Source organism: Paenibacillus sp. FSL A5-0031 (assembly GCF_001956295.1).
In the GTDB taxonomy this organism is placed as follows: domain Bacteria; phylum Bacillota; class Bacilli; order Paenibacillales; family Paenibacillaceae; genus Pristimantibacillus.
In genome coordinates, this window is sequence record NZ_MRTD01000006.1 from 147,485 (window position 1) to 162,219 (window position 14,735).

The 14,735-nt window shown below is 45.6% G+C and carries 12 protein-coding genes; 4 read left to right on the forward strand and 8 right to left on the reverse strand.

Going from position 1 to position 14,735, the window contains the following annotated elements; translation table 11 throughout:
- Window positions 1–107: 107 nt before the first annotated feature.
- Window positions 108–782, reverse strand: a complete 675-nt coding sequence (locus BK120_RS12745; RefSeq protein ID WP_076267884.1) for a DUF2642 domain-containing protein — start codon at window positions 780–782, stop codon at window positions 108–110.
- A 71-nt stretch (window positions 783–853) separates the two neighbouring features.
- A complete protein-coding gene (locus BK120_RS12750) occupies window positions 854–1,600 on the reverse strand; it encodes a DUF6897 domain-containing protein (RefSeq protein ID WP_076267885.1) in 747 nt (248 codons plus the stop codon).
- Window positions 1,601–2,023: 423 nt separating this feature from the next.
- On the opposite strand from BK120_RS12750, the gene BK120_RS12755 reads away from it, so the two are divergent.
- On the forward strand, window positions 2,024–3,094 hold the full coding sequence (locus tag BK120_RS12755; RefSeq protein ID WP_076267886.1) for a CotH kinase family protein: 1,071 nt from the start codon (window positions 2,024–2,026) through the stop codon (window positions 3,092–3,094).
- A gap of 18 nt (window positions 3,095–3,112) precedes the next feature.
- On the opposite strand, the gene cysK is transcribed toward BK120_RS12755, so the two are convergent.
- From cysK to BK120_RS12780, 5 genes are all read right to left on the reverse strand, one after another.
- Entirely contained in the window at window positions 3,113–4,030 is a 918-nt protein-coding gene (cysK, locus tag BK120_RS12760; RefSeq protein WP_076267887.1) for a cysteine synthase A, read from the reverse strand.
- Between the two features lie 19 nt (window positions 4,031–4,049).
- Window positions 4,050–5,255 carry an MFS transporter gene (locus tag BK120_RS12765; RefSeq protein ID WP_076267888.1) on the reverse strand — a complete coding sequence of 402 codons (1,206 nt, stop codon included), beginning with the start codon at window positions 5,253–5,255 and terminating at the stop codon, window positions 4,050–4,052.
- A gap of 127 nt (window positions 5,256–5,382) precedes the next feature.
- Window positions 5,383–6,003, reverse strand: a complete 621-nt coding sequence (locus BK120_RS12770; RefSeq protein WP_144376747.1) for a hypothetical protein — start codon at window positions 6,001–6,003, stop codon at window positions 5,383–5,385.
- Between the two features lie 111 nt (window positions 6,004–6,114).
- Entirely contained in the window at window positions 6,115–6,537 is a 423-nt protein-coding gene (locus tag BK120_RS12775) for a DUF350 domain-containing protein (protein ID WP_076267890.1), read from the reverse strand.
- A gap of 48 nt (window positions 6,538–6,585) precedes the next feature.
- A complete protein-coding gene (locus BK120_RS12780; protein WP_076267891.1) occupies window positions 6,586–8,955 on the reverse strand; it encodes an endonuclease MutS2 in 2,370 nt (789 codons plus the stop codon).
- Between the two features lie 255 nt (window positions 8,956–9,210).
- On the opposite strand from BK120_RS12780, the gene BK120_RS12785 reads away from it, so the two are divergent.
- From BK120_RS12785 to BK120_RS12795, 3 genes are all read left to right on the forward strand, one after another.
- Window positions 9,211–9,570 carry a phage holin family protein gene (locus tag BK120_RS12785; RefSeq protein WP_076267892.1) on the forward strand — a complete coding sequence of 120 codons (360 nt, stop codon included), beginning with the start codon at window positions 9,211–9,213 and terminating at the stop codon, window positions 9,568–9,570.
- 218 nt (window positions 9,571–9,788) lie between these two features.
- A complete protein-coding gene (locus tag BK120_RS12790; RefSeq protein WP_076267893.1) occupies window positions 9,789–10,175 on the forward strand; it encodes a cupredoxin domain-containing protein in 387 nt (128 codons plus the stop codon).
- Between the two features lie 341 nt (window positions 10,176–10,516).
- The gene (locus tag BK120_RS12795; RefSeq protein ID WP_076267894.1) at window positions 10,517–11,197 is read left to right on the forward strand and encodes an SDR family NAD(P)-dependent oxidoreductase; all 681 of its coding nucleotides are present in this window, start codon (window positions 10,517–10,519) and stop codon (window positions 11,195–11,197) included.
- A gap of 80 nt (window positions 11,198–11,277) precedes the next feature.
- On the opposite strand, the gene BK120_RS12800 is transcribed toward BK120_RS12795, so the two are convergent.
- Window positions 11,278–14,499 (reverse strand): cell division protein ZapA, encoded by a 3,222-nt coding sequence (locus tag BK120_RS12800; protein WP_076267895.1) that lies wholly within the window; start codon window positions 14,497–14,499, stop codon window positions 11,278–11,280.
- Between the last annotated feature and the right edge of the window lie 236 nt (window positions 14,500–14,735).

The following is a 14,735-nucleotide window of genomic DNA, read 5'->3' on the forward strand; positions in this document are numbered from 1 at the left end:
TGTTTCCAGATCCGCGTATCTAAATGCATCCTGTTAATCTTTTATTAAAAGGGACCAAAAAAAACTATGCTTAAGCCGTTTACTGGCTAAAAGCATAGTCTTCTTTCCTACGGAATATGAACCGTCTTCACATGATCAAAATGTAAAAAAACGGGGTTTCCACTTACAGTCGCAAGTTCAATCATACTTTGATCGACATTTTTCAGAACGCCGATTTTATTTGAATTCTCGCCGAGATCAAGCACGACGAATTCGCCGATTAATTTACGAAGCTGTTGATCAAAAGTTCTTGCAAGGGTTAGCGGGGATGGCTTTAGAGGGAATTGTTCCGGTGTTAACGTGTATGGTGTTACGTTAGGACTATACGGAATTAAATACTTCATATGGTGAAGAGAGATGATCACCGTATGATAAACAGGAGAATAGAAGACGAAAAAATCATTCATAACGGTGGTCAAATAACCATGAATAGACTGATTACCTGTAATATAAATTTCAGAGAACATACCTTTCGCGTTCATCAATATTTTTCGGTACGAGACGGGTTCATTATAAGGCTCGAAAGGCATTTCCGGTACTTCATATATTTCTTCTGCTTCTTCTTTATGAGTTGAAAGACGAAGCTGCTGCAGATGAATAAGCGGGATATACAAAAATTGTGTTCCATTATGCAGCACTAATATATCCTGACCAAACTCGATCAATTTACCTCGTATAGGCGCTACTTTCCCTGAAATCTCCAATTCGACCTGCTTATCCAACAGCGGATGACGGTTTTTCATGCAATTAACCTCCTTTCATCCGGATAGATCGCGTAATCGGGCAAAAGCTCTACCTTTTGCCCGACAGGCCATTATGATTTTTTTATTGAACTGCGAGTTGTTTTTACGGCAGCCGCATTTGCATTACTTTTTCCACCGCTGCGATTGCCTTGTGTTTTGTTTTTATTGTTGTTTTTGCTGTCGCTTTTGTTGTTGTTTTTGCTGTCGCTTTTGTTGTTGTTTTTGCTGTCGCTTTTGTTTTCATTTTTGTTGTTATTGTTGTTTTTGTTATTGTTGTTTCCGCCAGATTTGTTGCTTCCCGCTGCTTTAATTGATTTGATGTGGAAGTTCTGGATTTGCATAGCTTCTTTACCGGAAACGAGCAGGATTGAGTTGCTGCCTGCTTGAGCAATGAAACCTTCAACTTTCTCAGGTCCGCCGGAATTAAGCTGTACAAAGGTTTGATTCATTGCACGAATAACACCATTGAAATTGTTTGCACGAATAACTTCTGTGCTGCGACTTCCGCTTCTGTTGCCAGATCCACTTTTGTTGCCTCCGCTTGAATTGCTGGCACCTCCCTCAGTAACACTCTTAACATGGCTGTCTGCGATATAAACGACACCTTCATTTGTGTTTAAAACAAGATAGTCGCTTTTTACAGAGTGGAGCTTGCCTTGAAGTGAGTCCGGTCCGCCGCGATTAACTTTTACGTTTTTTCCTACCAAGCTTTGAAGAAAGTTATGATCCTTGTTTCCACTCTTGTTGCTTTTGTGGCTATTGTTATTACTAGCAACCGATTGACCAGCTGAATAACCATTGTTATACCATAGACTCATAAAAAAATCCCTCCGATAATTTCATTGTTTGTTGTTCAAAGCCTGTCTTCAAATACGCCCTTACGACCTATTCACTTCCCATTCATTACTCTGCTGCTTTGCATCCTCCTTCTCTCATTCACACCATCTAACATGAGATACGAAATGTAATATATTAATATGTATACCGTATGGAAGTGGTACTAGATTGCTATCTATTTATGAGAGATTGAGCAATTCCCCTATAAATAATAGAGTAGTATAATTATAGATTTTGAACTCTACTGGTTCAGATAGGGAAGCTTTCCACTCTGATCATTAGGATTGAAAACATTGATGACCAAATAATCGTGACCATCTGGGCATTAGCTGAATAGAGTATTAAGATCAAAACGCCTATCGTGCAACGGTAGGCTTTATCTTTTGCTTTTAGGAGATGGTTAGATGGTTGCTGAAGTCTTGCCGACACGTTCCATACGCATGAATTCATCTGATTTCCAAGAGATACAAAGCGATGCTTGGGGGCGTTCCTTCAAACCGGCACAGCTCGAGATGGAGGGACAAACCTATACTGCGGAGTTTGGCCTGCGGGGTGGACATACGCGAAATTATTCCAAAAAATCTTATGAGGTTCGGCTTGAAAATGGCAAAACATTTCATTGGAATGCGGAATATGACGATCCATCCATGATGCGGAACGCACTTTCCTTTTACTTTTTCAATAAAATTGGCGTGCCATCCCCTCAAACCAACCACTTCTGGCTCATAATAAATGACGTGCCTCAAGGCGTTTATTTGGAAATCGAAGCGGTAGATCAACTTTTTTTCAAAAAAAGGGGCATTGGCTGCCGTTCTCTTCTCTATGCCGTCAATGACAGTGCCGACTTCAGCTTAACGGACCCTGTCTCTAAAGGTACGAAAGCTTCGTTATTTGATGGTTATGAATTGAAGCTGGGAAAGACGGGGACAAAAAAGAGGCTCGTATCGTTCGTTCAAAATATCAATCGTTTGTCTGGCAGTAAACTGAATGAACATCATGCCAAACGCCTTGATGTATCACAATATTTATTATGGCTTGCCGGAGCTGTATTGACTGGAAATTACGATGGATTTGATCAAAACTATGCGCTTTATGAGCATAGCAAAAGTGGGAAATATCGAATCATTCCATGGGATTACGAGGGAACCTGGGGGAGAAACTGTTACGGTAAGCCTTGCGGCAGCGATCTCGTCCGTCTTCAGGGCTACAATACGCTGACAGAGAAGCTATTTACATTCCCATCGTGCAGACGAAAATATAGAGCGATCATAAAGAAACTGCTGTTATCCGCATTTACTGCCGAGAAGCTGGAACCCGTCATTTCGCAGATGCATGCACAGTTATCTCCGGCTATTCGCAGCGATTATACGCGAAAGGCGAGCTATGACACCTTTTTAGCAGAACCAGCGTTTATTTATAACTACATTGATGAAAGACGCAATATATTGCAGCAATCATTACGGGAATGGTTATAAACCACTCCCGTATGCTGATCAAAAAATATCCATACTCATATATCGCTCTCCAGTATCTGGAGCAATGCACAGCACTCGCTTCCCAGCACCAAGACGTTTTGCAATTTGCATCGCTGCCCATACCGAAGCACCTGAGGAAGGGCCTAGCAGCAAACCCTCTTGCGTCGCTAACGCTCTCATTGTCGTTAGAGCATGCTCATCTGATACTTGAATGATTTCATCATAAATCGATGTATTAAGAATAGCGGGCACGAAACCAGGACTAGTACCGACAAGCTTATGCGGACCTGGCTTTCCTCCTGACAACACCGGTGATCCTTGCGGCTCTACTACTGCTACATACAAATGAGGGAGTACTTCCTTTAGCGCTTCGCCTGTTCCTGTGATCGTGCCGCCTGTACCTGCGGTAGCTACGAAAGCATCTAGGTTGCCGCCAGTTTGCTCGATAATTTCTATCGCAGTCGTTGTTCGGTGAATCTGCGGATTCGCATGATTCTCGAATTGATTCGGTATGTAGCTGCCCGGGCGCTCAGCCCGAAGCTCCTCCGCTTTTCGAATGGCTCCCGGCATGCGTTCAGCAGCAGGTGTAAGCACAACCTCCGCTCCGTATGCTTGCAGCAGTTTAATCCGCTCAGCAGTCATGTTGTCCGGCATAACTAATATTATGTTGTAACCTCTAGCTGCTGCGTTCATGGCTAGGCCTATGCCTGTATTGCCGCTAGTTGGTTCAATAATGGTATCACCAGGCTTAATCAAACCGCGCTTCTCGGCATCATTAATAAGAGAGAAGGCTGCGCGATCCTTTACACTGCCGCTTGGGTTGAAGCGTTCCAGCTTAACGCATACTTCGGCGCTGCCTTCCTCTGGAAGACGGTTTAACCTTACGACAGGCGTATTGCCAATTAATTGCGTAATGTCTGTAACTACTTTCGGCATTCCTTCACTTCCTTTCTATTTAGGTTTGTGCTTGCTGCTCTGTAAGAAACGGCTTCATGAACCACCAACCAGCAATCGGCACGATGCCTACCGCAAACAAGAGCCAAGTAATGGCGATAGCAGAATGATTCAGCGGCAAAACGATTAAATATGACGATAAGCCGATAATCCTGCCTAAAACCAAACCTGCTTCACGAAGGACGATAAACTCCTCTCGTTCCCGCGCACTTTCCTCGGACTGGCCAATGAGGTCAAATACTCTTGAGGTCATAGGAATAATATAAAGCGGCATAAATAGTGATGTTCCGATTCCGAACATAAGCAGTGTAGCATAAGAGACCTTCCAGAACAGCGGCAATATAACGATTCCAATCATGATAACGCCTATGAGCATCGCCCATTTGCGATTGTTTTTTTTGAGCATTTTGCCAACAATCCAGAAGCTGATTAAAGCAACTAAGGATGTAATGAGTGAATACGTTCCTAGCTTGCTTTCGTTTTGCGTAGCTACGTATACCGTAAGGCCAACAAGAAACATAAATACGCCTTCTCGCACGCCCTGCGCTGCAATAGCTGGAAACATGCGACGCCACGGGTTTCCTTTTTGCATTAGCTGCTGGAAACCATGCTTCCAATTATAGCGGCCTTGACCATGGCGTTTCTTAAGCCAAAAGCTGAGCACTACACTTATAGAAAATATGATTAATGAAAGGGTAAAAATAAGCCTATATCCCTTTTCTCCTTGCATCGACGTGATTAGCAAGCCTGATACCCACGGCGCCACGATACCTGCCGCAGAACCAAGCAGCCCCGACCAGCCATTGAATCGATCCCGATTATCTGGATCTGTCACTTCGAAATAAACTACATTAAATGCGACCCAAAAAAAACCGAGCGCCATCCCATTTAAAACGCCAAGCGGCAAATAATATACCTTCGCTTGTGTGCCCAGCAGCAGTACTGAACAATAAAACACGCCTGACAAAATAATGCCTATGCGCAAACTATTCATTTTGTTATGCTCTTTTACCCATTTCCCAACAACCCAAAAGGTTAATCCACTCATTACATATTGACCCATAGTGAACCAACCGATCAACATATAAGATTGGCTTGCTTTCCATAAGTATACGGGAACAAACGTCCCGGACAGCGCGTTCGCAATCCCGTAAAGCGCCTGCACAATAAGTAAAAGGGCTGCTTGTCCATTTAAGGTTTTTGCCAAAACGATTCCTCCTGCCGCAGGCTAGTTCATGCATTCATATGTCTAGCCCTTTACGTTTCAGAATTACGTTTTGTAAGATTCCCTTATTGGATGCAGCCCATGCCCGTCCATTATTGCCAGTTGTCTGTTACTCTTCCGGTGTTAGACGATTGATCATTTGCTCGCGATCGCCGGAACTCAGCAAGGACGAGGTTTGATAGCAAACGGGACAAACGTACAAGGTCAATTGAAAAGGAGTTTCAAGCACCGCTTTTCCTAAAGATGGAGCGATTCTCGACTCGAATTGCTGCCCGTCAATTGTCTGTACGCCTGCTTCGATCATATACGCCCGACATGCCGGGCATTCAGGTACTTCATCCTGATCATCAAGCACACGCTGAACCGTTTCTTCCACAGCAAATCGTGCACTGTCAGCATTGCGGAAACCATCACCCTGAGCTAGCCAACGTTTATGGTTTGGATCATCGGAATCGTCTTCTTCCGCTTCTTCCTCCAGTTCATCGTCTGACCAATCGTCTTCAGGTTCCTCGCCATTTTGCTTTGCTGCTCTGCGAGCATCATTGATTTTTAGCGCCTGAACTGCTTTTTCATGTTCATCAGCTTCCACTTCATCCTCATCATAACCAAGCTCTATCGTACGATATGCGCTTAATTCATTGTCGCAATGCGGACAATGCGATTCCGGACCAATTTCTTCATCCCATACAATTTCCGTTAAACACCAAGGACATATCAAATGCTCATCCATGCTCATAACTTCCCCTCTAATGATTCATTAAATATACGATACCGAAAACAAAAAACAAAACAGCGACAACCGCTAGTATTCTCCATAAATATTTCATATGGTTCACCCCGTTTATATAATGACAGTTGCACCAATCACGTAAGATAAAGATACAGAAATGATCATTGCAATAAGCCCTACCGCACGGTTATCACGAGCGATTTCGTCATCGATTCGAAAAACAGGCGTTAGAAATTCGAATAAAAAATATGCTGCCATAAGTATGACGAAACCGAACGCACCCCAAATAAGGCTTTGATACACCGAATCGTTGGACTCGATGGAAAACCTGAAAATATTACAAATACCGAATATTTTACCGCTTGTCGCCATAGCAACAGCAACGTTTCCCTTTTTTATCTCCGTCCAGCATTTATATTTGGTTACGAGCTCAAAGCAAGATAAAAAAACGATGAGAGACAGCACCGCAACCGATACATAAACAAGTGAAGCAGCATACGGATTGCTCAGCAACTGATCGACTTCATTACTCATTTACAAGACCCCTCCATCATCTGCCGTATTCGATTGCGCGGCTAGGAGCTATTTAAGCTCCACAACCGTCACGCCAACGCCGCCCTCGCCATAATTACCGAGTCGAAAGCTCTTCGCATGGCTGTGTCTACGCAAATATTGCTGTATTCCTGTACGAAGCACACCAGTGCCTTTACCATGAATAATAGCAACCTGAGCTAAGCCTGATAAAAAGGCCTCATCAAGAAAGCGGTCAACCTCAAGGATTGCTTCTTCCAGATTTTCTCCACGAAGATCGAGCTCCATCTTAATATTTTCTTCTCTGGTGCGCTGCAAGCTGGCTGCTTGCTTTGGCTGTTGTGTCTTACTTGCGGCAGCTCCAGAGCTTCGCAGCTCCAAATCATCCAGCGCAACCTTCATCTTCATAATGCCAAGCTGCACCGTGGCGTCAGAACCGTGAACTTCCACGACCGTGCCCTTCTGATTTAAGCTGTATACAGTTACTTCGTCGCCAGCTTCAATCTTAACCTGCTTCGTTGCTGTCTTGGAAGCTCCCCGCTTCGATTTCTGAAGCTCGGGAGCCGCTTCATCCAGCTTGCGGCGTGCCTCAATGAGCTTATGCTCCTTGACAGAGGCACCTTCTTCCATTGCAAGCTTCCGCAAATCTGCAATAATTTGTTCTGCCTCGCGTTTGGCTTTGAGGACAGTCTCGCGAGCCTCATCTTGCGCCTTCTGCATCAGCTTTTCTTTCTGCTCTTCTAAGCGCAGACTCTCTGCCTCATGGCGCGCGCGCAGCGTCTCCATCTCACGGCGGAGCGACTCTGCCGTTTGACGTTCCGTTTCAGCGCCTAACCGGTTTTCTTCAAGGGAGGCGATCATATTTTCAACCCGTTGATCCTCTTCGCTTACTTCTCCTCTTGCATGCTCAATAATCGAACGAGCAAGTCCTAAACGCTCAGCGATAGCAAATGCATTGCTTCGTCCAGGAACACCAACAAGCAGACGGTATGTAGGACTTAAGGTAGCAACATCAAACTCCATGCTGGCGTTAATGACTCCCTTGCGATTGTAAGCATAAGCTTTCAGCTCGCTGTAGTGCGTAGTTGCTACAATACGGCTTTCCATAGCATGAACATGCTCCAATATGGCAATCGCAAGCGCCGAGCCTTCAGCTGGATCTGTTCCTGCACCAAGCTCATCAAGCAGCACTAAGCTCTTTGATGTCATGGAGCCTAAAATGCGAATGATGTTTTTGAGATGGCTGGAAAACGTACTGAGGCTTTGCTCAATGCTTTGCTCATCCCCGATATCAGCATAGATAGCATCAAATACACATAGCTGGCTGCCATCCTCAGCAGGTACAAACAATCCTGACATGGCCATAAGGCTAAGCAGTCCGATGGTTTTTAAGGAAACGGTTTTACCGCCTGTATTCGGTCCCGTTACAATGATGGAAGTGTATTGATTGCCAAGCTCCACATCGAGTGGAACAACTTGCTCAGGAGCAATAAGCGGATGGCGTCCACGTTTTATTTTCAGAAAACCTCGGTCATTCATCCGCGGCTGTGTAGCCTTCATGAGATGAGCAAGCCGAGCCTTTGCAAAAGCAAAATCGATTTGGCCAAGCAAATCCAAGTTATAAATAAGATCTTCTACATAATCGGATGCCAAAGCAGTTAGCTTTTGCAAAATTTTCTCAATTTCCCGCAGCTCGCCTGCCTTTAGCTCTCGAAGCTTATTGTTCATCGCAACAATGGCTTCCGGTTCGATAAACAATGTTGCGCCAGAACCAGACTGATCGTGCACGATTCCGCCAAAGTGAGAACGGTATTCCTGTTTCACTGGAATGACATATCTATCGTTGCGAAGTGTTACGATGGCGTCCTGCAGCATTTTTTGAACGGACGAGGAACGAACCATTTGATCCATTTTCTCACGAATCCGTGATTCGCCATTTCTAAGCTCGCGCCGGATAGATGCCAGTTCAGCACTAGCGCTGTCCATCACTTCCGCTTGGTCATCGATGCAATCAAAAATCGCATCCTCAAGCGACTTATGCTCACTTATTTGATCTGCAATATGGTGCAGCATTGGAATCGAATTATCTTCATGCAAGACGCTGATATGCCGTTTTACACGTCTACCGCCCCGTGCGGTATTCGCAATATCCAGAAGCTCAGCCGGATTTAGGGTACCGCCTATACGGGCACGGTGAAGCGGCGCCGAGATGTCCACAATTCCCCCAAATGGCGCACTGCCTTTAAGACGATCAGCTGTATAGGCCTCGTCGGTAATTTGCAATATCTGCTTTACCGATTCCAGATCCGAAACCGGCTGCAGCGACTCAGCAATGGTTTTCCCAAGCGATGTTGCTGCATGCTGAGACAATCTATGTATGATTTTAGGATATTCAAGTGTCTTCAAAATTTTAGTGTCCAACAATTAACACTCCTCTCGCCTTCCTATTATAGCCGAATCACGACTTTGATGCACGAACTGAACCGTTGTTTCATACATAAATGATGCTCAATTGGTCACAATATAAACGAACGAGCCGTCTAACGACGCAACTTTAGCAATACTGTACGGAAGGAAATAACAAAGAACTGCGAACGTGGGCGACTATAAGCTACACAAGTACCAAAACAGCTCCAGTTATGTTTTCCATTTGTAAAACTTAAGGAGGGTTATAAAATGTCTTTTTTGGGACATGTCGTCCGGTTTATCGTAGCCGCGCTGGTATTAATGCTTGTTGGGTTTATCGTTCCACAATTTAGCGTAGGCGGATTTTGGAGCGCCTTTTTCTTAGCGCTTGTCATTGCTGCACTAGGCTGGGTAATTGAAGGCATATTCGGCAAGCGGGTTACACCCTTTGGCCGAGGAATCGTCGGCTTCATCGCAAGCGCAGCCGTTATCTGGATTGCTCAGTTTATCGTAGGCGGCGTAACTGTAACCTTGCTTGGCGCCATCTTAGCTGCTCTTGTTATCGGGATCATCGACTTGTTTATACCGGTCAGCACTCCCTATGAAGCAGGCAGACGCGATCGCGATTAATGCAGGCTATATTTGAGACCAGCCCTTGATTGCCTTAATGGCGGTCAAGGGCTGATTGCTGCGTCCAACCCCATTTTCGCGTTTCCCCTAATCATTTCACAAGAAATTCATGAGTTTGTCATCACGCCGTCACTGCAATTGAAAGCTGGTTAAGGTACAATAGATACAATCCAAAACTTACCTATTACATTGGATAATCGAAAGGGGACGCTTTACGAATGAAAAAATGGTTATTATTTGCAAGCGCAATGTGTTTAGTCGTTGTCATTGCTGCATGCGGCACAAACACAGCCAAACCCGAAAATAAAGAAACGAATACAACAGTAGCAGATAGCGGAGCATCTTCATCTGACCTTGTCGTGACAGCAGCTAACTGGAAATTTGACAAAAAGGAATATAAAATCAAAGCCGGCGAGACGGTTAATCTCAAGCTTGATTCCGTTGACGGCATTCATGGCGTTCAGATCCAAAAAACCGACTACAAACTTTCAAATGGCGACACGATCGCTGTAAACATTAGTGAGCCGGGAAGTTATCAAATGATTTGTTCCGTTCCATGCGGAGCAGGGCATAGAGAAATGAAAGCTGTTTTGGTCGTAGAATAAACGATTCTGAAAATAAACAAAACTTAAAAACAGCCGAGCTGGATGGAATGAATCTGCTCTGCTTTTTTTTTGTTGTATCCTGTTCTATTTTACTCGGAGATGAGAGGTTAAAGCAGGAGAAACTTCCGCTATATTCATTTTTTACCTAAGCAGTGAGCATTTTGGGGATCATATCACTTTTTTGATCTATTCACGCAGCCAAACTACATATATTTTTCTTTTATCGCATATATCATTTTTATTTAACAATCGAGTAAGAAAGTTTGATGACCTTCCTCTTTCCCCTCCTTGTCCCCTCTGATAAAATATTAACAATATGCAAAGCGAAAGGAGAAATGGTGATGGGAATTTTACAAAATCGAGTCGCCATTGTTAGTGGAGCTGGTACGGGGCTTGGACGTGCAGCTTCAATCTCGTTTGCAGCAGAAGGCGCAGATGTTGTGCTGCTTGGGAGAAGACTTGCGAAGCTTGAGGAAACAGCTTCGATCGTAAAAGCAAAGACGGGAAAAGATGCAGTAGTGCTGCAGACGGATGTATCCGATGAGCAGCAAGTCCAAGACACCATTTCAGCGGTCGTCCAGCAATTTGGGCATATCGATATTATTTTGAACAATGCTGCTGTTCTTGAATCAGGCAGCGTGCTCGAACTAACCTCAGAAGAATGGCAAAACCAAATTGCGATCAACCTGACAGGACCATTTCTGCTGACTAAGGCTGTTTTACCAACTATGCGCAGAGCAAGATATGGACGAATTATTAATATTACCTCCGGCCTGTCATGGAACGGCGCAGGCGGCTATGCAGCATATAGCGCAGCCAAGGCAGGATTAGAGTCGTTAACACGCACCTTAGCCGATGAGGAGTACGAGCATGGCATTCTTGCAAACCTCTATAATCCCGGCATGCTTCGTACAGAAATGCACGCGACTGGCAAAGATCCTGCAATCGTTACACCGGACTTGATTCGTCTAGCAAGCTTGTCCGCCGGCGGTCCAACTGGCACAATCGTATCTTATGGTTAATCTCTAAAAAGAAACCGCAGAAACAAACGTCGGCAATAGCCTTTGTTTGTTTCTGCGGTTTCTTGGTTCTAGGCGCTGGATCAGCTGTGCTCGATGAGCTCGATCCATTCGTTGTATTCGGTTTGCAGCTTCGAATATTCATTTTTCAGCTTATGATGCTGCTCCTGCAGATCAGCGTGATCCTCAGCTAGCCTCTCTGCAGAACGAGCTGCTTCATCGCGTTCATAGACAAGAGACTCAAGTGCGCTTGCCGCCTCATCACGCTCACTGGCTAATCGCGCAGCCTGACGAGCTGCTTCATCTCTTTCTGCTGCAAGCTTAGACGTATGCTCGCTCAGCTCTTCCTTCAAATCGGATGCGGCAGCTGCTTCCTGCATTGCTCGCTCCAGCCGCTCTCTCAGCTCCTCTTCCGCTGATTCGCGCGACTTCTTCTCAAGCTCATACTGCTTCACCTCAGCAGCCACCTGTTCCGCATATTGCTGCTGTGCCTGCAATCGCTCACTGAGCTCACGTTCACGTGCAGAAGCCGCTTCTAGCTGCTGAGCTGCAATGCGCTCTCGAGCTGCTGTCCATTCCAACTGCTCCGTTAGCTCTTGTTCTCTAATTTGCAGTTGCTCCAAATCAGCCTTATAAACCTGCTCACCGTTTGCCGCAGAAGCCGCAATTTGCTCAATTTTGTCCAGCTGCGCTTGCAGCTTCTGGGTGGCAGTCTCGTAATCGTGCTGCTGAAGCAGCAGCAGCTCCTCTTGATCCGCAGATAACTGCTTCAATTGCTCGTCATGTTCTGCAGCCAATTGCTGCAAGCGAGCTTCCCGTTCATTCTCTAGCTGCTTGCGAACCTCATCCTGCTTGGCAGCAAGCTCATTATATCTCTCTTCATACTGGTCAACGAGCTGCTCCGCAATAGCGGCTTGCTCAACAGCCGCTGCTTTAGACTTGGCTTCAAAATCATTTGTCAGCTGCTTCTGAGCATCTTCAAATTGAATCGCTTGTTCAAGCAGCTTCTCTTCGTATTTCTGAACGAGTTCATTCTGCCTAGCTTCATACTCGGCTGCCTTTTGCTTTGCCTGCTCATTATAATCGTGAGCCAGCTGCTTATTTTGCTCCTCGTACTGCACAGCCTGCTCTAGCAGCTGTTCTTCATGAAGCGAAGCCATTGTTCTATTATTTGCTTCATGCTCAGCTGCTTTTTGCTTGCTCCGCTCCTCGTATTCAAGGACAAGCTGTTTACTTTGCTCCTCATATAGCAGAGCCTGCTCTAGAAGCTGCTCTTCATGTTGATCTGCTTGCTGCTGCAGCTGCTCTTCATATTGTCTAGCAAGCTTCCTATTCAGTTCATCATGGCTTGCTGCGAGCTCCTTGTACCTAGCATCCTTCTCTTCTGCCAACTGCTCGTAGCGCTCATTGCTTTCTGCGGTCATTTGCTTAAACAGCTCGTCATTGTCGGCTTCGACTATTCGCAGCTGCCCTTCATGCTCCTCGCGCAGCGTCCTAGCAAGCTCACGCTTCTCATCCTCAAGCTTTTGCAGTTTCAGCTCATGCTCTTCTTCCAGCAATTCCTTCTGATTTTCAAGCTCAATCCGAAGCAAGTTGTTATGCTCTTCTGTCTGCTTCTGACTCATCAATTCTTGCTCTTCCAGCTCAAGCTGCAGCTTTAATAACTCCTCTTCAAGCTCAAGCTGCTTCTGTTCCTGCTGCTGCTCACGATCTGCTGCTTCTTTCAATCGCGTTTGCAAATCTGTTGCCCGCTTATCCGCAGCGGATACATGACTGCGTTCATGAACAAGCTTCTGTTCCAGCTCTTGAATTTGCGCTAAGGACTGGCTGCTCTGTTCCTGCAGCTCCTCGATCTTGCTGCGTGTTTCATTCAGCTCGCTTTGCAGCAGCTCCCATTCATTTTCTTTTTCACGGAGCTCCTGTTCCAGCTGAGCATATGATGTGCGGAAGGATTCCTCCTGCTCCATTGCCTGAACGAGCTGCTCATCTGCTGAATTTATACGATGTTCAAATAATTCCTTTTCCTTCTTCCAGCCTTCTTGAAGCTCAGCAATCTGGGTTTGCAGCTTGCCTCGCTCCTCCAGCCAGCCGTTTCTACGCCGCTCAAGATCAGCACGAAAAGCTTGTTCCGCTTTAACGGCTTCTGCCTTCCAAGCCTGCTCACGCTCTTCACTCTGGCGGGCAATTTCTAGCTGCGAGGATTCTGCATGAGCTAACCAGCTGAGTTCTCGCTCATCCCATTTACTCTGCCAGCTTCCTTCAAGCTCAGTCAGCTGCGCCTCTTTCTCTGCCTTTAATGCTGTAAGCAGTGCTTCTTGCTCCGAGGCTAAAGCATTTAATTGGGCTTCTTTTTCTTGTCTAAGTGAAGCCAGTTCATCTGCCTTCACTTGTTCAAGCTCCAATCGCAGTTCTTCCTTCTCCAGCTCCATTTCAAGCTGCTGATTGTCCTTGGACAATCGCAATTCAGCCAGTTCTGCTTCCTTTTGTTTTCTCAGCATGGCAAACTCTGCTTGCTCTGCTTCCTTCTGACTTGCAAGCGCTGCAAGTTCTGTTTCCTTCAGACTTGCAAGTTCTGCAAGTTCTGTTTCCTTCAAACTTGCGAGCTCTGCAAGTTCTGTTTCCTTCTGACACGCAAGCTCTGCAAGTTCTGTTTCCTTCTGGCCTGCGAGCTCTGCTAGTTCAGCAGTCTTCTTGCTGCTAAGCTCTTCTATTTTTGTTTCCATCACACGCTTTAACTCATTCAGCTCCGAATCCTTCCGAGCTTGGAGCTGTGCAAATTGCTCATCCTTTTTCGTTCTGAGCGCTGTAATCCGTTCCACATTTTCTTGTGTAAGACGGATAATCGTCTCCTCTTGCACCTTCATTGCCTCGGCTGCTGCTGCTTGCTGAGCCGAAGCTTGCTCTGCGGCAAGCGCCAGCATTTCGTTCAGCTCTGCTTCTGCCGCCGCTTTAGCCTTTTGCAATTGCTCGCTTGCCATACGCTTTGTCTCAGCAAGCTCAGCTTTAAGCGAGACCGCTTGCTCACTCATTTGCTCCAGCTCTCTGATCAGGAGATTAAGCTTCGCTTCTTCCTCCAGAAGTCTTGTATTGTCGCGGCGCAATCGAAATACTTCCTCTGTTATTTGCACAGCAGAGAGGACTGCCAGCTTCGGCATATCAAGACGCGGATACCCTTTCGCCAGCTTCTTCATGCTCTCGTCAATCGCCGCAGCAACCCTTTTCATATATTCAACGTTGGTATGACCCTTTAACTTATATTGAATTCCATATATATCAACCGTAACTACCGTTTGTTCAGCATCCATTAAGGCGAATCCTCCTAATATACAAGTAGAGCTAGCTTAAACGGCTGACATCATCCTTCAGGGGCATACGTTGTTTACGTTCTCAACCGTTGCCGTCCAGAGAGGAACTGCTTTCGTTTCTCTAGCAAATATAAATTCATGATCGTTATGAAAAAGCAATCATTCCTTATATTTACAAGGAAAAAAGCCGCATCAATAGCTCACTAGGAACTATTTCGATGCGGCTTTGAAGGTTT